The organism is Verrucomicrobium sp. 3C (genome assembly GCF_000379365.1).
GTDB lineage: Bacteria > Verrucomicrobiota > Verrucomicrobiia > Methylacidiphilales > Methylacidiphilaceae > Methylacidimicrobium.
The window spans coordinates 267,603-285,752 of sequence record NZ_KB901875.1; the positions used below are offsets into that span (position 1 = coordinate 267,603).

The following is an 18,150-nucleotide window of genomic DNA, read 5'->3' on the forward strand; positions in this document are numbered from 1 at the left end:
CATGTAGAGAGAGCGACCACTTCGAGGAGTTTCTCCTTGAACTGGGGATCCGGGCTAAACGTGAAGGTGCGAAGGCAATGCGGATGCAGATCGTAAGCTCGCAGAATGCGCGCGACCCGAGCTGGGGGCAAACCCAGCTCTCGCGCCAGCGTGCGGATGCTCCACCGGCTCAAACCTCTCGGCGGCTTACTGCACGCGGTCATCACCACTTTGCGCGTAAGCGATTGGCTTATCGTTACCGGGCGTCCGCTCCGCGGCTCATCGTTGAGCCCAGCGATCCCCTCCGTGGAAAACCGTCGCCGCCATTTGCCCACGATATGCGCGTTGCACTGGAGCCGCCGGGAAATCGCCGCGCTGGAAACCCCATCGGCAGCCATCAGAATTATCCGTGCTCTCATCACCAACCCGGCTTTCGCATTCCTCTTGCGGACGATCTCTTCTAACACTTCTCTCTGCTCTTCACGAATCGGTAATGCAGTTAAAATGGCTCCCATAATGAAAGCCATAATACCTAGTCTGCACTGTTATGTCACGTAATTATGAAGCGATGTACTAGTCTGCACTGTTATGTCACGTAATTATGAAGCGATGTACTAGCATCCGAGATCGTATTTCCAACGTTGTGCCCTCAAGATACGGCGACGCGGTAGCAGCCCGTTCCCATGGTCGATCCTATTCCGTCGCAGGATTACTCCTGGGAAGGGGTGGGATGATTTTGAGACCAGTGCCGGCGGAACCAATCGGCAGCCAAGCGGGCGACTTCCTCCAGGGTGCCCGGCTCCTCGAAGAGATGGGTTGCTCCGGGTACCACGGCAAGCTCCTTTTCGCAGCGAAGCTCTTGCAGGGCATCTCGATTGAGGCGGAGCACAAAGTGGTCTGCCCCTCCTACGATCAGCAGGGTAGGGCTCCGCACCCGAGCCAGGGCGGCGCCAGCCAAGTCGGGCCGGCCTCCTCGGGAGACGACGGCTGCGATCTCCGATCCTTCCCGAGCTGCGGCGACGAGGGCTGCCCCTCCGCCCGTGCTCGAGCCAAAGTAGCCGAGCGCCGCCGTGTGCTCTCCGAGATACTCTTGGAGCCAGCGGGCGGCGCCCCAGAGCCTCTGGGCGAGGAACTCGATATCGAAACGGAGTGCGGCGGTCCTCTCGTCTTCCTCTTCTTCTTCCGGAGTCAACAAGTCGAAGAGAAGGGTCCCCGAGCCGTTTCTCTGCAGGACTTGGGCAACGAATTGGTTCCGGGGGCTCAAGCGGCTCGAACCACTACCGTGCGCAAAGAGAACAATGCCTCCCGCATCGGGCGGCACGTTCAGCGTCCCCAGTAACAGGATCTCCTCGATCCTGACTTCGACCTCCTCCTTCCTTCTTTCCTTACTTTTCATGGAGAGCGAACCCGAAGCAGCCTTAGGAAGCTAGCTCTCCGCTCTGCCCACCGCAACGCCCCAGGGTCTTTTGTTTTGGAGTTCATGCGGCGGCAAGGATGGGCAGACATTGCTTGGGACTGGAGAGGAGTCGTTCGCGGAACTGCGGGAAGAATTGTTCGTCGAGACGTTCGGAGAGGAGCGAGAGAGGGAAGGCATGGAGTTGGCGGGTTTCGACTCGGCCATGACCGGTTTGGTTCTCGGTAAAAAGGGGATGTCGGGCAAGGCGTCCAAGGCTTGCGCCTCTTGGAGCAAGCGAGGCTGGTTTCCCTTGATCCCGTATAAGTAATCGTCCTCTTTTTCGACGATGAGACGGGCCTGGCGCCGCTGGCAGCGCAACGGGTCGGCGGTGATGATTTTGCCAATCCAGGGCCGGCAGCTTTTCCAGCAGCGCCACCGCCGCGTTTTGTTCGCATCGGACCGTGCCTCGCTTTTGGTCATAGACCGCGACTGCTTGCGGGGCGTCGTCCTCCTGTTGAGTCAAGGTCAGGAGGCCAATGGGATGGCGAATCATTTTGCCGTCCAAGGCCAGCGCCTGCGGCAGCGTGCCGCTCTGTCCTTGCAACCAGTCGGTGAGCCTGGAAGCGAAGGCTTCGGGATCCATGCGGGTGGGCACCTGGTAGAAGACACTGTAGCCGGGAACCGGATGAAAGCCTCCGGTGGCCTTCTTGAGCGGCAAGCCCAATCAAGGTCAACACCGGCCCGACCGGATAGTGGGCGTTCTTCTTGCGCGGATCGGGCGCTTTGCAAAAGACCTCAAGCAACGATCCGACTTGTTGGACGTTGACCGGCAGCGTTCCCGAGGGCCTCGCGCTCAAACCGGCGCGGCACTCTTCGGGTAATTGGGCCGCTCGCAACGTTTGCCGCGCTTGCGCCGAAAGAGGACGCAACCAGAGCCGCTTGGGCCGGTCGTTGGGCAGGTAAAAATCGGCCCGATGGCGGCTGTAGCCTACCGCTTCCCAGTTGCTGGCCTTATAGCAGGTCCCCGCCTACGCCTCCGGATCGGTGAAGCTCTCGGTCAAAAGCGGAGTGTAGCCAAAGCGATCCCGCCACTGCCCCGGCAACGCCCGCAAGGCCGCTCCCAAAGCTTGGGAGGCCAGATTGGGCGCCTGCCCTTTGGGGGCGAACAGCAAAAAGCGCCGATTTTGTACGATCAACTTGAGCCGTTCCATCCGCTATACGGCGCTCCATCCAATCCACCGATCCCAATCGTTGAGCGCGTAGCAGGCCGGCCTTCCAAACCAGCAGCGCCACCGCCTGCCCGTCTTGGACGATGGCCTGACGTAAAATAGTCGTCCACCGATCGCCCCGCTCCCAGATCGTGGCGTTCCTTCCACTGCCCATCGAACCATCCGATTTCTTCGGGAGAACTGGCAATCGAAGCTCGCAACCGGCAATTTTTACCCCGCTTGTTCCTAAATGGAAAAGCTGCCTCATCGAGGCTATTGCATCGAAAAAGTCGCTTCGTGTTTAGCCATTCTTTCCCTTCCTGGCGCAGAATCACTTGCCCGTTCATAAAAAAAGACGCTGCGCAACGCCCTTCCCTGGGATCGACGAGGCTTGCACTCCGGCAAAGCCTTCCCGTAATGTTTCACGCAGCCCTGCGGAATCGGCCAGCGGTCGGGATCAGCCGCAGGACGGGCAGATCGCCCAGATAACCCACAGAATCTAATAAGTCTTCAAGCCATGAACCGCTCTACCCTCTCTCCCACCATCCTTGTCATCTTTGGCGCAGCGGGCGACCTTTCCTGGCGCATGCTCATCCCCGCTCTCTACTGTCTTTCGACGGAAGGGTGCCTCCCCGAAAAGTTCGCGATCATCGGCATAGACCGCAAAGAGATGACCAAGGAGGAATTCCAGAGCCATCTCCGAGCGGGAGTCGAATCCTTCTGTCGGCTCAAGATCGACGACGCCTCCTGGTCGACCTTTACGACCTTCCTTGCGCAATACCACTCGGGAGATCTCAGCCATCCGGACACCTTCGGCGTTTTAGCCAAGGCGATTGATGAACTCCGTCAACAGTGGGGCGGAACGGCCGATCCCGTCTTTTACCTGGCCACCTCCCCCACGCTGATCGAGCCGATCGCCATGGGGCTGGGAAAGGTCGGCTTGGGAAAGAACACCCCCGGGAGCCGGATCGTGGTCGAAAAGCCCTTCGGGCGGGATCTCGCCTCCGCCCAGGCGCTGAATCGGTCCCTCGGCGAAGTCTTCGCCGAAAAGCAGATCTTTCGGATCGACCATTATCTCGGCAAAGAGACCGTGCAGAACATCTTGGCGCTCCGCTTCGGAAACGCCTGGTTTGAGCCCATCTGGGATCGCCGTTATATCGATTATGTCCAGATCACGGTGGCCGAAACGATCGGCGTCGAGCAACGAGGAGGATATTACGAGCATGCCGGCGCCCTTCGCGACATGGTCCAGAACCACCTACTCCAGCTCTTGTGCATCGTTGCGATGGAGCCGCCGGTCTCCTTCGCGGCTGAAGAGGTCCGCAACAAGAAGACCGATGTGCTCCATGCCATCCGTCCCTTCCCCACGGAAATGGTCCACCAGCTTGCAGTGCGCGGCCAATATGGTGCCGGTTGGGTGCACGGCAAGCATGTGCCGGCCTACCGGAGCGAGCCCGATGTTTCCACGGATTCCTTGACGGAAACCTTCGTCGCTCTCAAGGTCTTCGTCGACAACTGGCGATGGCAGGACGTTCCGTTCTACTTGCGGACGGGAAAGCGGATGCCTCAACGCGTTTCCCAAGTGGTCATCAGCCTCCGTCCGGTCCCGCATCAAGCCTTTCCCGCGAACGCGGTCGACCAGTGGCATCCCAATCGGATGATCCTCAACATCCAGCCTCAAGAGAGCATCCTGCTCAATTTTCAGGCAAAGCGGCCGGGACCCACGATCCGGCTCACTCCGGTCGACCTCCACTTCTCTTATCCCGACGCCTTCAAGTCCGAATCGCCGGAAGCCTACGAAACCCTGCTGCGGGATATCATTCACGGGGACAGCACCCTCTTCATGCGGGCCGACCAGGTCGAAGCAGCCTGGTCTCTCGTGGAGCCAATCCTGCAAGTCTGGGAATCCAACCCGCCGACCGACTTTCCGAACTACTCGGCCGGAAGCTGGGGACCGGAAGCAGCCCAAGTCCTGATCGCCCGCGATGGAAAGAGCTGGTTCGAGAGCCCGGAAGACGAGGAATGATGGGTTAGCCAGTGTCGAGCTTCGCGGCGTCAACCCGTTGTATCCGGAGCGTGGCGGTGATGCGCGCCATCCCATGAAAACGCAGCGTCTCAGGCGGCAAAGCGGAGGATTTCGACTTCCGCATGCCGGCTCACCGCATCCTCGGCCTGCGCATAGACCTTCCGGGCGGCTGTCTGGTCCAAATAGTACTCGCCGCAATTTGCGCAGACCTCCGCCGGAACGTCCTTGACGAGGACGGTGGTCTCGCCGCGCTGTAGCGTCACGGTGACTCTTCCAGGTCGCGTTTCCCCAGTCTTGCAGATCAAGCAGTTCATGGTTGGCTCCGTGTCCTGAAATCATCGCTCCTGACAGCGCGATCGGGACGATCGACGGTGATCACATGGCACAGCCTGCTCGCGGCATTCCGCGCCGCCACCACATGCACCGGCTGCCCCTGATCGAATCCCAGGATAAGCATGCTGAGAAGCGGTGTATCGTCCGGATAAGAGGCGATCACTTCTCCGCCCCTGACGATGCCTTCCACAGTGTCCGCAATACCACGCTGGAACATGCGCTCGATGGCATGGCGCGAGAAGCGAAAACCGCCACAGTCCATACCCAAGCCCTTTTAGCCGCCACTTCTCGTGCGCCGCACTCAATATGCAGGTTAAGCTTGCTGCTGCTGTCGCCGCGCCGCCGTGCGAAGCCGCAGAGAGTTCAGGCGGATGAATCCGGTGGCATCGCGGGGATCGTAGGCACCCTGATCGGCCTCCATCGTCGCTAGTTGTGGATTGTAGAGCGAATGCGGGCTTTTTCGGCCCAGCGTTTGCAGAGCCCCCTTGAAGAGCCGCAGCCGGACCGTGCCGGTTACGACCTGCTGGCTCTGCTCGATGGCCGCTTGGAGGAACTCCCGCTCCGGGGAAAACCAGAACCCGTAGTAGACCAGTTCGGCGTAGCGCGGAAGGAGAGAGTCCCGCAGATGCATGACCTCCCGATCGAGCGTCAAGGTCTCGACCTGCCGATGGGCGAAGCGGAGGATCGTCCCGCCGGGGCATTCGTAGACGCCACGCGATTTCATCCCGACGAAGCGGTTTTCGACGATGTCGACGCGACCGATTCCGTGCCTTCCCCCGATCGAGTTGAGCGTGCCCAAGATCCCCGCCGGGGAGAGGTTCATCCCGTTGACGGCAACGCAGTTTCCGGATTCGAATTCGAGATCCAAGATCTCCGGCTCGTCGGGAGCCTCCTCCGGATTCCGCGTCAGCCGGAAAAGGTCGGCGGGCGGAGGCTGCCACGGGTCTTCCAGAACCCCGCTCTCGTAGCTGATGTGAAAAAGGTTGCGGTCCATCGAGTAGGGCTTGGCCGTCGTGACCGGAACCGGGATCCCATGCTCTTCCGCGTAGCGGATGAGATCGGCTCTCCCCGCAAGATCCCACTCCCGCCAGGGAGCAATCACGCGCAGGTCCGGGGCCAAGGCCGCAAAAGCCAGCTCGAAACGGACTTGATCGTTCCCTTTACCGGTCGCTCCATGAGCGAGGGCGTCGGCTCCGACCTCCTGGGCGATCTCAACCTGCTTCTTGGCAATCAGCGGGCGCGCGATCGAGGTTCCCAGCAGGTACTGATCCTCGTACAGCGCTCCCGCCCGAAGCATGGGAAAGACATAGTCCCGGACGAACTCCTCCCGGAGATCGGAGATGACACAGTGGGAAGCCCCAGTCCTGCGTGCCTTCTCTTCCAGGCCGGTCAGCTCCTCCCCTTGACCGACGTCGGCGCAATAAGCGACGACCTCGGCTTGGTACTGCTTCGTCAACCACTTGAGAATCACGGAGGTGTCGAGCCCTCCCGAATAGGCAAGAACGATTTTCATGGAAGCCTGTCGAACGGTGAGGAGAGTTGCCAAGGAAAGAGTCTGCGCCGGCCGAGACTAGGCGATCTCCCCGAACGAGCTTGGTGTTCGTTTGAGAAGGGGACGGAGCTTTTCCAGCGCCGCCTCCGCGGTCAGGCCGTATTTCTTCCTCAACTGGTCCACCTTGCCGTGCTCGATATACTGGTCCGGCCAGCCGATGCGCACGACGGGGACCGCAATCCCCGACTCGGAAAGGGCTTCGAGCACGAGGGACCCAAAACCGCCGGCCAACACGTGATCCTCAATGGTCACAATGGCATCGACGCTTCGGCCGAAGAACTCGAGCGTTCCTCGATCGAGCGGCTTTACCGTTCTCGGATTGATCACGGCCGCGGAGATTCCCTCGGCGCCGAGAGCCGCGGCAAGCTCGCAGGCCATCGGGACCATCATACCCAGCCCAAAGATCGCCACATCTCTCCCATGTTGCAGAACCTCGGCCCTGCCGATGGGGATCAGCTCTGGAAACGGTTTGACCGCTACCCCGGAGCCGGCTCCGCGTGGATACCGAATCGCGACGGGACCAGGATGGTGCATGGCCGTAAAGAGCATATCGGCCAGTTCGTCTTCGTCCTTGGGATGGAGCAGGGTGATGTTCGGAACGCATCGCAGGTAAGAGATATCGAAGAGACCGTGATGGGTCGGCCCATCGTCTCCGGACAGTCCTCCTCGGTCCATGCAGAAGACGACGGGAAGGTTCTGCAAGCAGACGTCGTGAATGATCTGGTCATAGGCGCGCTGTAGAAACGTAGAGTAGATAGCGCAATAGGGCTTGAATCCCTTGGTCGCCAGCCCAGCGGCAAAGAGAACGGCGTGCTCTTCGGCGATTCCCGTATCAAAATACCGGTCGGGGAACTTCGGCTGAAACCGGTCCAGCGCCGTTCCGTTGGGCATCGCCGCCGTGATCGCCACCACGTTGCGGTTTTGATCGGCGAGCTTCACCAGGGTATCGGCGAATACCTGGGAACAGGTCACGGCCGAGCTCGCAGGCGTCTCCCCGGTCACCGGATGGTAGGGGCCCAGCCCATGGAACTTCTTCTGCTTCTCCATGGCCGGCGCGAAGCCCTTTCCCTTTTGGGTTAGGACGTGGAAGAGCACCGGATGCTCTTGATGTTTCAGAAACTCGAACATCGAGATCAGCATCGCCACGTCATGGCCGTCGACCGGACCGTAATAGGTCAGGCCGAGTTCCTCAAAGATCACGCTCGGCAAAAGCAGGCCCTTGACCGCCTCCTCCGCTTTTCGCGCAGCCCGGAGGACCCCACGGCTGGGGATCTTCATCAAAAACTCCTCCGCCCGGTCCCGGAGCCAAGAGTAGGCGGGATGACTGACGATCCGGCTCAGGTAGCTGGCGATCGCGCCGACGTTCTTATCAATCGACCATTCGTTGTCGTTCAAGACAACGATCAGACGCTTGGTCTGATCACAGACATTGTTGAGCGCCTCGTAAGTAATGCCACAGGTGAACGCTGCATCTCCGCAGACCGCGACCACGTTCTCGTTGCTCCCACGGCGGTCGCGGCCAACGGCCATGCCCAGCGCGGCGGAGAGGGCGGTGCCAGCATGGCCCGCTCCATAGCAGTCGTGCTCGCTCTCCTCTCGACTGAAAAATCCGGACAGGCCCCCGGGCTGCCGAATCGTAGTAAAGCGATCGCGCCGCCCGGTCAGAAGCTTGTGGACATAACCCTGGTGGCTAACGTCGAAAAGAAAGTGATCCTGCGGAGTCTGGAAAGCATAATGGAGGGCGATCGTCAACTCGACCACTCCGAGATTCGGGCCGAGGTGACCACCGTTTTTCGCCAATATGGCGATCATCTCCTGGCGGATTTCCTCCGCTAGCTGGGGCAACTCTCCGATAGGAATCCGCTTCAGGTCAGCCGGAGAATCAATTTGATCGAGTAATCGCGCCAAAGAACATCTCTCCTTTTTTGCCCCTCCTGCTCAGTGGGCCGCGCTTTCGTCCGCTCCACCTCCACGAAATTCGCTGGCCGTCGACTCTCCTCCTGCGGCTCCTTGCGCCAGAATCGAAATTTTTTGTTCTGCCAGGGATAGTTTGTCACTACAAATCTTCACGAGCCGCATCCCCTCTTCGTATCGCTCCAGCAGTTCTTCCAGGGCCAGATCGCCGCTTTCCATCCTAGACACAATTTCTTGCAGATTCCGAAAGGCCTCCTCGAAGGTCGGCCCCTTTTCCGTTTCGGTCTTTGCCATGGTGAGCCGCCCTATCCACGAGTCTCTGAGGCTTCCCGCCTCGTGAGCTGCAGCCGCTCATCCGCGGAGAGGATCTCCCGGAGGCCCTTCCATCCCACATCTTCGATCTCGTTGAAAAGACGGAGGTAAATTGCTACATCCAGGCGCGGAAATCGGGCCAGAACCCCTTCCACCGCATCCCGCAGCTTTTCCGCCGGTGGTTCCTGGGGAAACTCCTCGACCACCCCCTCTCCATCGTGGGAGATCCCGAGCGTATCGAGCCAGGTACAAAGCATTGGGGCGCGATGATGCACCAGCCAGCGAGAGAAGAGGTGCGAGGAGATCGCCTCGCTTTCCGGCAGGGAAAGGACACGGCGCGCGAGCTGATGCCGCTCCCATTTGGGCATTTCCAGGAGCTTCGCCTGCCGGATCCCCAGGCGCCGGCTCGCCAGATCGACGACGACGCGATAGAGCCGCTTGTCGGATTCACGGACGGATAGAAGCACTTCGTGAACCAGTTCTTCCGGAATTTCCTGCCAGAGAGTACACGTTGCCATAGGCGCTGTGGGCTGTCATCTTGCCCTAGCCGCCATTTTTCACAAGCTTTCTCCTGCGGCTTGCACAATGGGCTTGTCTGCTTCGCTCTCGCTTGGTTTTCCATCCTTGCAGTATGTCGTCATACAGCTCCGGGAGAAAACCGGCACCGCGCCTCGCATCCAAGTGCAATTGCGGCGCCTCGGCTACGAAATTTGTGAGAAATGGCGGCTGGCACGTGAGAAAGACAATCGTTTTTCCCGGGCGTTGGTAGAGAAGAATGGGGGGAAACCACGGAGGGGCGGAAAGGAGAGCGAGGGCTCCTCACTCGAAGGCCGAGGCGCCTCCCACCCATCCCCTCTCCTCTTCGGAGCTTGCCGGCCGGCTCCTCGGCGCCCATGTCTCGATTTCCGGGGGAGTCGGGCGAGCAGTCGAACGCGCCATCCAATGCGGCTTTTCCGCCGCGCAGATCTTCCTGAAGAACTGCCGGCAATGGAAAGCCCCCGCAATCCGCGCGGAGGAGGCCGCGGCCTTCCAAAGAGCAGCCTCCTCCTCGGGAATCCTCTTCTTCGGTCATGCCGGCTACCTGATCAATCTCGCCTCTCCCTCGGAGCCGCTCGCCGGGCAGTCCTTGGAATCGCTTTCGGACGAGATCACGCGCGCCGAGTGCCTCCGCCTTCCCTTCCTCGTCGTCCACCCCGGCGCCGGTGCCCGCGGCGAGGCTCCCGAGGCGGCACTCGCCCGTCTCGTGGGCCGGCTTCGGCTTCTCTTTCCGGCAGGCTCCCCGGAGCCGAGCATCCGAATTGCCCTGGAGACGATGGCGGGGCAAGGGAGCCAGATCGGATGGAGACTCGACCATCTGGCCTCGGTTCTCAACGAACTGGCCGACCCTCGCCATTTCGGCCTCTGTCTCGACACGGCCCACCTTTGGGCGGCTGGCTACCCGATTGCCACCCGGGCTGGCTACCAGAATTTCACGAGGGAACTGGAAAGGCTGGCTCTTGTCGAGCGGGTATTGGCTTTTCATCTCAACGGTTCGCTCGCCCCTTTCGGATCAAGGCGGGACCGTCACGGGCCTCTGGGTCGGGACACCATGGGCCTCGCGGCCTTTGGCCAGATTCTCGGGGACCCACGCTGGTCCGGCCTCCCCATGGTTCTTGAGACCCCAAAGGAGGACGGGATGGAAGCCGACTGCCGCAACCTTCGTGCGATCCTGCCCTTCCTCTCGCAGAGCCATCCCCAACTCGCCGAAGGAAGGCCTGAAAAGGTTCGAAAACCGGAAAAAAAGCACTAGCCTTCCCCGCTTACCCGACCTATAGGGTATAACATGAGTCAACCCAAGATCATTGCCTATCTAAAGCCCACTTGCGGGTGGAGCCAAGGGGTGCGGGCGATCCTCCGGAAATATCAGCTTCCCTACGAAGACCGCGATATCATCAACGTCCCCGAATACCGGGAAGAGATGATCCAGAAGAGCGGCCAGCCCTTTTCTCCCTGCGTCGAAGTCAACGGCGAATTGCTCGCCGACATCAGCGGGCAGGAGTTGGAAAAATGGCTGATCGCCAAGGATCTCGTCCACGCCAGCGATCACCCGGTCGACGCCCCGACCGACCAGGGGTGCTCGGGAGAGCACCACGGCGAGATTCCCGTGCGGGTCAATTTCTAGCTGGCCGTTCCTAAAACCATAGACAATCATTCCTCTACCAGGGAAGATCGTCCAGGACGCCGGCCGAACAGTGCTGCCGACGGTTCGCGTGCCGGGGTTCCGCCGGCAAAGCCCGGGTAGCGCCCAATGCCCGCGCTTTCGGGGACAGAGGGTCGGGAGGCAGTCGATTGCCTCCCGACCGGGCATGCGCTGCATGCGGCGCTTTGAGCCTCTTCCGAACGCCTGCCCAGGACGACCATACATGCTTCGTCCGATTCCTCACGGGTAGGACGAAGGTGACATGACCGCCATTGCGGGTCGGCACGACGGCCTCCCGCACGGTCGGGCGTTCGGATAGACCCAATCCTCTCCGGGCGACGGCATAGGCCGCGCCCTGGTGAGAGCTGATACCATGACGGCGCGCGTGGTTCACCGCGCCGATTACGGAAGTGTAGGCCGGGTCGACTTCGATCACGTCAACTCCGGCACGAAAAGAAGCCGCCTTGAGCATGGAGATCGCCTTGGCGTAGGAGAAGGAAGAGAGCGAGCGAGCCCGAACGGGATCGACCGACTCAAGCTCGACCTTCCTCTTGCAAAGATCCAATCGCTCGATCACGAGCGGCTTGCCCGATTCGGTGCAGGCCCGGACGATCTCCCGGCACGCATNGCCGATNNNNGCTTTCGCCTGCTCCTCGCTCTTGCCATAGAGATTCAATCCAAGCCGGCGAATCCTCACCAGGTTGCCGAAGCGCTCCGTTTCGGCTACCGCCAGATGGTCCTCGTTGATGTCGAGGCCGACCGCTCCGGCAAGGCGGCGTGTCACCAGGGCAACAGGTTGCGCCTCGACGCTTACAAACACCCGCCACCCCTTCCGGTCCCGCACGAAGCGGTAGCTCACCGCGGATCCCTCCCGCTTGCGGACAAGCTTCCCCGTCTTGGTTTGCGCGGTCACGATCCGGCTGGCGGAGAGCGCCTGGAGAATCGCTTCCTGTCCGTAGNCGAAGCGCACGCCCTCCAGCACCAGGTGTTTGCTCGGGCCTCCCAATCCGTCCGACAGCCGCAACCGCAGCCGCAGGCTGCCGTCCGGGGCGACTGCGGCTTGGCAGGACTGGTTGCCCGCCGTCTCGTCCTTCGACCCGAGCACGAAGAACTGGATGCTCCGTTCCGACTGCCAATCCTTCTTCCAAGCGGCATGACTGGCGTATCCGTTCTCTTCCAGGGCAAACTGCTTACGGAAGAGGCGGCGGGAACCGAAGCAGAGCCGGACCTGTCCGGACTCCTGATCGGAGATCAAGGCATCAAGCTTGGTCCGTAGGATGGCCAGCCGCCGCTTTTTCTGATACAGGGCGCTTGAGCCCGGCTTCTTCTCCTCCAGCCGGGCAATCGCCTCTTCTGCTCTTTCGATCCACCCTTTGGCTTCCTCGATCAACTCGTGCCGCCTTTCCTGGATCGAGGCGATCTTGCCTTCAAGCTCGATCCGGATGGCGTTGAACTGCCGGGCGGTGATGCCAAACCGGCGCAGGAACGACCGCTTGAGCTCGTTCAGGGGAACGCCCGCCCGCATCTTGGCGAAGAGAGTCCGCTGCGCCAGCCCGTGGAGCGCCGCATAGGCATCGAGACACGAAGCCTGCTCGGGGTTCAGCGTCAAACGGGTCTGGTAGGTGAAAACAGGGAGCTTACTCATGGATCGCTTCGAGCGCCTTCTTGGCGCGGTTCTGCGCGGACCTCTTCCCGTAAAGCCTGGCACACATCGAAACGATGACCTCATGCAGGTCGCGCACGATATCGTCGGTCATCTCGTCCGGATCCACCACCAGGACCGATCGGCTCTGCGCGGCCAATGCCGCTTCAACGTACTCGAAGCCGAAGCGCATTAGCCGGTCGCGATGCTCGACCAGGATGACGCCGACCTTCGGATCACGGAGTAGCCCAATCATGCCTTTCCGATGGCCGTTCAAGCCGGAGCCAACCTCCTTGACGGCCTTGACGATCGGCAACCGTTTGCTTGAGAGCGAACTCGGAAAACCCGCGCCAATTGCCGGTCCAGATCCGCTTTTTGATCGGCGCTGGAGACTCGTGCGTATAGGGCCACGCCATTCGGTTGCGCTGCCTCAGCATGCACAATCACCGTTCCAGTTGGCAACTGCTCGGCTGGAACTGGCAAGCGTCCCTCCTTCCACATCCGCCAAGCCGTCTTGTAGCAGACGCCCTGCCGCTTGGCCCAGACACTTAACTTAACTCGGACATACTTCCATGAAACTCCCTATGTGTCCTTATATTATTTATCTGTTGGCAACCCTTGGCCGCTCCTCCCGGGTCGGGTTTCGCTCCGGGGGAGCGTCCAGAACCGCGCGCGCTCGGGCAAAGACCGCATCGAACATCTCTTCGGTCAGTCGGCCGGTGAAGGTGTTTTGCTGGCTGGGGTGATACGTCGCGAGCAGGGTTCCGCCCTTTGGAAGCGCTATCTCCGCCCCATGGGAGAAGGAGGGTCGCTTCCGAAGCATCTGCCGGGCTTCCTCCGGCCAACGCTCCTTGACCCAACGGAGCAGGGTCTCAAAGGCCATGCCCCCGAGGGCGATCAGAACCCGAAGATTGGCGAGAGCCTCCAGTTCCCGGGCGAGGAAGCGGTAACAGTTTTCCCTCTCCAAAGGGAGAGGCCGGTTCTCCGGCGGACAACAGCGTACGGCGGCGCTCACGAAACAGTCGGAGATCCGCAGACCGTCCTCCCGATCGCGGGAAAACGGCTGGCTGGCAAAGCCGGCCCGATGGAGCGCCCGGAAGAGCCAATCCCCGCTCCGGTCCCCCGTAAACATTCTTCCGGTTCGGTTTCCTCCATGAGCGGCAGGAGCCAGCCCAACCAGGACAAGGCGCGCTTGCGGATCACCGAATCCCGGAACCGGTTTGGCCCAATAGGGACAGCCCGCATAGCGCTTGGGAGGTCGCCTGGCGGTTTCCTCGCGCCAAGCAACCAGCCGCGGACAGCGGCCACAGGCAACCACATCTCTTTCGATCTCGATCAGGAGGTCTGCGGGAGAGAAGGCTCCCTCTGATGACGGAGATCCCATGCTTTCCGACTCTCCCGCTTCCCTCACGAGCCCGCGCCCTCCTCTTGCGCCCGCTCGCCCTCTCGAAGTCCGATATCCTCATCCCAGGAAGCGGGAGAGCGGCGGATAAAAGAGGCAAGAAGCTCCCGGCACTCCGTGTCGTCCCTCACCTCGACCAATACTCCCTGGCTGCACAAAAGCTCTTCCGAGCCCAGGAAGGTCCGATTCTCGCCGATGACGACCCGTGGGATGCGGTAGAGGAGGATCGCTCCCGTGCACATCGGACAGGGCGAGAGCGTGGTGTAGAGAGTGCACGACCGGTAGAAAGAGGCGGGCTGCCGACCGAGGGTTTCCAACGCGTCCATCTCGCCATGGCGAATGGCGCTACCCCACTGGATCCTGCGGTTCCGGCCCCGTGCCAGGATCCGGTCCCCCTGGACGATGACTGCACCAATGGGGATGCCTCCTTCTTCGAGTCCCGCACGCGCCTCCGCGATCGCCGCTTCCAAAAATGGGTCTCTACCAGCCATCTCAAAACCTTCGTCAGACCGAGCCCGTCCCGTCCAGAAGGTTTTGCGACTTCGGTGGCTCGCCTTGGGCGGGAGGTTCATGATCCATAGCAAAAAGTGCGCCGCCGTGTCCCGGATTCGCCTCTCGGATCATTCCGCAAGAGAGGACAAGAGATTTTCTGTCTGGAAGATGATCCCTCGTCTACTCCATTCGGATCGGATTCAAGAAGAGAACAAAAGGGGCGGCGATTGACTTGTCCGTATTCTTAATGGTAGCTTAATGCTCAGCATAGAGGATCCGCATGGCTGGCGCTCGGGGAAAGAGCCCCGAGAAAGCGAGCATCCGGCAAGCGAACGTGACTTCCCCCGTACCGAATGGGTGGGTCGCACACATTCACCGGGGTAGGAGAGAGCGGGGGAGGTAGACCGGCAGATTTTGGGACAAGCCGTTTTGTTGAGAAATCAAAAACTACCCGGAAAGGAGAATCGCAATGACCGAAGAGAATCGCATAGGAGCTCCAACAGAAGGAGGCCACCTCGGGAGCGCATCCGGGACAAAAACAGCGGAAATCCCGCAGGTTTCGCGCGCCAAGGCCCGATGGGCAGCCCTCTTCGATTGGGATGGGGTCATTGCCGATTCCGCCAGCCGCCACCTGGAGAGTTGGCATCGACTCGCTCAGGAGGAAGGACGAACGCTACCTCCTGGCTTTTTCCTCCCTTCCTTCGGAAGGAAAAATGATTGGGTCATCCCTCATCTGCTCCGCTGGACGGACGATCCCCGAGAGGTTTTCCGACTCAGCGAGAGGAAGGAAGGGCTCTTTCGGGCGATCGTCGCGGAGCGGGGAATCGATCTCTATCCCGGGGCGCTTGCGCTCTGCCGATCCCTCGCGGAGGGATCCATTCCAGCGGCGATTGCCTCGTCGACGGCGCGGGCCAATATTGAGCTCATCCTCGATCAATGGAACATGCGTCGGCTTTTTCGCACCGTGGTAGCAGCCGAAGAGGTACGCCGCGGCAAGCCGGACCCCGAGGTGTTCTGTCTTGCCGCCAAAGAGGTTGGGTTTCCGCCCGAAGAGTGCATCGTTTTCGAGGACGCGCCCGCTGGAGTGGAAGCGGGCAAACGGGCGGGCATGCGGGTGATCGCCGTTACGACGACCAATCCTGCCGATGCATTGCAGAAAGCGGATCGGACCCTGTCCAGCCTCCAATTGGTAACCCCCGCCCTCATCCAAGAATGGTTCTTTTCCTAAGCAGGGTCCCGGGCGCCGCCCTCCGTCCACCGACCGAGGGCGGCAACGGCAACCGCTCCCCCGGCCCTGGTTCCGCACCCCATGGGGACAAACGATCGACTCGGCTTCCAGTTGCGCGAGCGCATGGCATCACGCAACCGCGTTCCCCTGAAATTTCCATTGGCTCCCCCGCTCCAGGCTCTCCATCGGGATTCTCCCACTTTGCTCGGCTACCGCGTCGATCAGATGTGGACAATGGTCCTTGAGCAGCCGGTTGAGTAGCCATACCCCGGTTCCATAAATCGCAACCGCCTTCGCCTCCTTTTCATCCCTGCTCAGATGAAAGGGCATATCGGAGATGAAGTGAATCGCTTCGTTGAACAACGAAAGCATCGCCACATTTTCTCCCGGAGCATGCTCGGAGAGCAGCCCCTCCAGATTCTCCGAAATCTTATTATACTTATGATAGGCAGGCGTCGGGTAAAACCTGAAGTTGATTTCGACGCCGTCCCGTTTCCCCGTGGTCCAATCGATGTCAAACTCCTGCCGATGAATCAGATCATACTTGCCGCGGGCCGAATGATAGAGCTTTCCTGCATCATACCAAGGATCGCAATATTCATAGCCTCGAGGATCGACGAGTTTAAATGACCCTGTGTCGCGATCGACCAGGATGTTATCGAAATGGAGGTCGCCATGGACGAAGGGCGAGACTCTGCTCGGTCGCAGACTCCGGCGGAATTCCGCGTCTTCTTCCATGACCCGGAGGATCTGCGGCGCATTGTAGCACTCTTCTCCTTGCACGTAGATTCGGTTCGCCAGAATGATATCCTCGAACAAGGGAGCTTTGCTCATCGTTTCGGAAAATCGCGCCCAAACTCTCAGAAAATGGAGCTGGTCCAAGTAGTCATCGGGAGGCCTTCTCGCCTCCCGGCTGTAGACCCGGGAAAAGAGGAACTCCAGGATCCGCTTCACCCAGTCGATTCCTTCGCTGGCAGTCGCATCCCCCTCGCAGAGAATCTTCCTGAGCGTCGGCAATTGGACGAATTCCTGCTCCATCGCCACCGCCGAGGGCGAGGCATAATATCGGATGATCCTGGGATAGTTTTCGGCAAGATCCTGCGGGAGCCGGAGCAAGAACTCAACCTCATCCTTGAGCTTCCGAGCTCCGTCCCCTTTCGCCTCCTTCCTCAGGTACGGAATGACTTTGGTCCCGGCATGCGATCCCCCGATCCTCCCGATGCCGCCGTCGATCCGATTCGGAACTAATTGCCTTTCTTCGAATACACCTTCACCGACCTGCATCTTGATCATAGGATCCTCCGTAGGTTTTGGATTGCGTTTGTCGAGAGTGTCCCCGGCACCCAGACGGCTCCTGAGCGTTCCGGAATCCTTCCGCTACCCCAGCGATCGCGTCGCGCAGCGGACGGAAATGGAAGCGGCCGGAAACCGCCTGCAAAAACTTGGCATTCGAAAGCCGCATCGACATCGGTCTTCGGGCGCAGCCGGGCGGCACTTCTGTTGTCTTCTCCAAGACGAGTTCCAAGGGCTTTCCCAAGCACTGGGCCAGCGCCCGAGCGAATTCGTACTTGGTTGCCGATTCGGAAGGCGCCAGATGATAGATTCCCGAGGACGGGGAACCGGCAAGAAGCGAAATTCCTTCCGCCGCCTCTTCCCGCAGCAGAGGAGTCCGGAGCTGGCGGTGGTCATAGGGATGGGGCTGCCCCATCCAGAGCCGGTACCCGGTATCCGTGGCGAAATCGCGCCTTTCCGGGGGAGACGTATATCCAAAGAGAAAGGGAAGCCGAACCACCAGGTTCTCCGGAAGCTTAAGGACAAGCCGCTCGGCCGCCGCCTTGGTCTCGCCATACACCTGCACCGGGCACACCGGATCTTCCTCCGTATAGAGGCCGTTTTTTCGACCGTCGAAAACGTAGTCCGTCGAAAGGAGGACGAGCTTTCTACGGCGCGCCCCGCAGATTTCGACCAGGTTTCTTGTTCCTTCCACGTTGATCCTCCAAGCCGATTCGGGATTCTTTTCGCAGAGATCCGGATCGGCCAGCGCGGCCGCGTGAATGCAGCAGGCAAAGGAGACCTTTCCCAGTGCCCGAACCACCTCCTCTCCCTCCGTGAGATCGGCCACCAGAGATTCCGAACCGAGAGGACCGGGGCGACGCGAAAGCGAGTAGACTTGCTTCCGGGCCGCTAGCCTCTCCACGAGCTTCGCTCCTAAAAAACCGCTTGCGCCGGTAACGAGAACGGGCTCATCGGATTGCTGGCTTCTCCGTTTTTCCGTTTCCATGCCTGCTACCCTTCGTTCCGGTCTTTTTGGGAATCACCAATCGCTCCATGGCAAAACAGTGGAACCTCGTGAGACGAACGAACCCGAAAGAACCGTCCCCGGACGGGGAGAGCGACCCGTGAATGACGAAAGCGAATATTCCGCCGTTGTCTTAGCGATATCTTAACCTTAGAACCCTTCCCGTCAATTCGGATTTTCGATTTTTC

Annotated in this window: 18 protein-coding genes and 2 pseudogenes; 4 read left to right on the plus strand and 16 right to left on the minus strand. The window is 60.4% G+C overall.

Annotation, left to right across the window (positions count from 1 at the left end; all coding sequences use genetic code 11):
• From A37A_RS15145 to A37A_RS21090, 4 genes and pseudogenes are all read right to left on the minus strand, one after another.
• On the minus strand, positions 1-398 hold a 398-nt coding region (locus A37A_RS15145), incomplete at its 3' end, for a helix-turn-helix domain-containing protein (protein ID WP_231363723.1).
• A 290-nt stretch (positions 399-688) separates the two neighbouring features.
• On the minus strand, positions 689-1,375 hold the full coding sequence (locus A37A_RS0101690; RefSeq protein ID WP_018289813.1) for a dienelactone hydrolase family protein: 687 nt from the start codon (positions 1,373-1,375) through the stop codon (positions 689-691).
• An 82-nt stretch (positions 1,376-1,457) separates the two neighbouring features.
• A pseudogene (locus A37A_RS21975) lies at positions 1,458-1,562 on the minus strand (DDE transposase family protein); the annotation flags it as partial.
• An 841-nt stretch (positions 1,563-2,403) separates the two neighbouring features.
• Positions 2,404-2,586, minus strand: a complete 183-nt coding sequence (locus A37A_RS21090; RefSeq protein ID WP_018289815.1) for a Druantia anti-phage system protein DruA — start codon at positions 2,584-2,586, stop codon at positions 2,404-2,406.
• A 514-nt stretch (positions 2,587-3,100) separates the two neighbouring features.
• Here A37A_RS21090 and zwf point away from each other — a divergent pair.
• Positions 3,101-4,609, plus strand: a complete 1,509-nt coding sequence (gene zwf / locus A37A_RS0101705; RefSeq protein ID WP_018289816.1) for a glucose-6-phosphate dehydrogenase — start codon at positions 3,101-3,103, stop codon at positions 4,607-4,609.
• Positions 4,610-4,698: 89 nt separating this feature from the next.
• Here zwf and A37A_RS0101710 read toward each other — a convergent pair whose 3' ends face one another.
• Genes A37A_RS0101710 through A37A_RS0101735 form a run of 6 tightly spaced genes read right to left on the minus strand, consistent with a single transcriptional unit; the run spans position 4,699 to position 9,238 of the window.
• Complete coding sequence (locus A37A_RS0101710) at positions 4,699-4,923, minus strand: type II toxin-antitoxin system MqsA family antitoxin (protein ID WP_018289817.1); 225 nt, start codon at positions 4,921-4,923, stop codon at positions 4,699-4,701.
• Entirely contained in the window at positions 4,920-5,204 is a 285-nt protein-coding gene (locus A37A_RS0101715) for a DUF4258 domain-containing protein (protein WP_020493861.1), read from the minus strand. Before A37A_RS0101715 ends, A37A_RS0101710 begins: the two co-directional genes overlap by 4 nt.
• 51 nt (positions 5,205-5,255) lie before the next feature.
• Positions 5,256-6,455, minus strand: coding sequence for an argininosuccinate synthase (locus A37A_RS0101720; protein WP_018289819.1), 1,200 nt, complete (start codon positions 6,453-6,455; stop codon positions 5,256-5,258).
• A gap of 57 nt (positions 6,456-6,512) precedes the next feature.
• The gene (dxs, locus tag A37A_RS0101725) at positions 6,513-8,402 is read right to left on the minus strand and encodes a 1-deoxy-D-xylulose-5-phosphate synthase (RefSeq protein WP_020493862.1); all 1,890 of its coding nucleotides are present in this window, start codon (positions 8,400-8,402) and stop codon (positions 6,513-6,515) included.
• Between the two features lie 30 nt (positions 8,403-8,432).
• Positions 8,433-8,702 carry an exodeoxyribonuclease VII small subunit gene (gene xseB / locus A37A_RS0101730; protein WP_018289821.1) on the minus strand — a complete coding sequence of 90 codons (270 nt, stop codon included), beginning with the start codon at positions 8,700-8,702 and terminating at the stop codon, positions 8,433-8,435.
• An 11-nt stretch (positions 8,703-8,713) separates the two neighbouring features.
• A complete protein-coding gene (locus A37A_RS0101735; protein ID WP_018289822.1) occupies positions 8,714-9,238 on the minus strand; it encodes a hypothetical protein in 525 nt (174 codons plus the stop codon).
• Between the two features lie 257 nt (positions 9,239-9,495).
• Between A37A_RS0101735 and A37A_RS15160 the strand changes: the two genes are divergently transcribed.
• Together A37A_RS15160 and A37A_RS0101745 are read left to right on the plus strand one after the other, a co-directional pair.
• On the plus strand, positions 9,496-10,509 hold the full coding sequence (locus A37A_RS15160) for a deoxyribonuclease IV (RefSeq protein WP_018289823.1): 1,014 nt from the start codon (positions 9,496-9,498) through the stop codon (positions 10,507-10,509).
• Between the two features lie 33 nt (positions 10,510-10,542).
• Positions 10,543-10,881 (plus strand): glutaredoxin, encoded by a 339-nt coding sequence (locus A37A_RS0101745; RefSeq protein WP_018289824.1) that lies wholly within the window; start codon positions 10,543-10,545, stop codon positions 10,879-10,881.
• A 34-nt stretch (positions 10,882-10,915) separates the two neighbouring features.
• On the opposite strand, the gene A37A_RS0101750 is transcribed toward A37A_RS0101745, so the two are convergent.
• The 4 genes and pseudogenes from A37A_RS0101750 to A37A_RS0101765 all read right to left on the minus strand — a co-directional run bounded on the left by A37A_RS0101750 (position 10,916) and on the right by A37A_RS0101765 (position 14,434).
• The gene (locus A37A_RS0101750) at positions 10,916-12,544 is read right to left on the minus strand and encodes an IS200/IS605 family accessory protein TnpB-related protein (protein ID WP_026195585.1); all 1,629 of its coding nucleotides are present in this window, start codon (positions 12,542-12,544) and stop codon (positions 10,916-10,918) included.
• A pseudogene (locus A37A_RS15165) lies at positions 12,537-13,042 on the minus strand (IS607 family transposase). Before A37A_RS15165 ends, A37A_RS0101750 begins: the two are co-directional and overlap by 8 nt.
• A 100-nt stretch (positions 13,043-13,142) precedes the next feature.
• Positions 13,143-13,925, minus strand: coding sequence for a uracil-DNA glycosylase (locus A37A_RS0101760; RefSeq protein WP_018289825.1), 783 nt, complete (start codon positions 13,923-13,925; stop codon positions 13,143-13,145).
• A gap of 23 nt (positions 13,926-13,948) precedes the next feature.
• Entirely contained in the window at positions 13,949-14,434 is a 486-nt protein-coding gene (locus tag A37A_RS0101765) for a nucleoside deaminase (RefSeq protein WP_051076265.1), read from the minus strand.
• Positions 14,435-14,904: 470 nt separating this feature from the next.
• Between A37A_RS0101765 and A37A_RS15170 the strand changes: the two genes are divergently transcribed.
• Entirely contained in the window at positions 14,905-15,663 is a 759-nt protein-coding gene (locus A37A_RS15170) for an HAD family phosphatase (protein ID WP_018289828.1), read from the plus strand.
• Positions 15,664-15,792: 129 nt separating this feature from the next.
• Here A37A_RS15170 and A37A_RS0101780 read toward each other — a convergent pair whose 3' ends face one another.
• Positions 15,793-16,956: a phosphotransferase gene (locus A37A_RS0101780; RefSeq protein ID WP_018289829.1), complete on the minus strand. Its 1,164-nt coding sequence runs from the start codon at positions 16,954-16,956 to the stop codon at positions 15,793-15,795.
• Positions 16,934-17,944: an NAD(P)-dependent oxidoreductase gene (locus A37A_RS0101785; RefSeq protein ID WP_018289830.1), complete on the minus strand. Its 1,011-nt coding sequence runs from the start codon at positions 17,942-17,944 to the stop codon at positions 16,934-16,936. Before A37A_RS0101785 ends, A37A_RS0101780 begins: the two co-directional genes overlap by 23 nt.
• Positions 17,945-18,150: the final 206 nt, after the last annotated feature.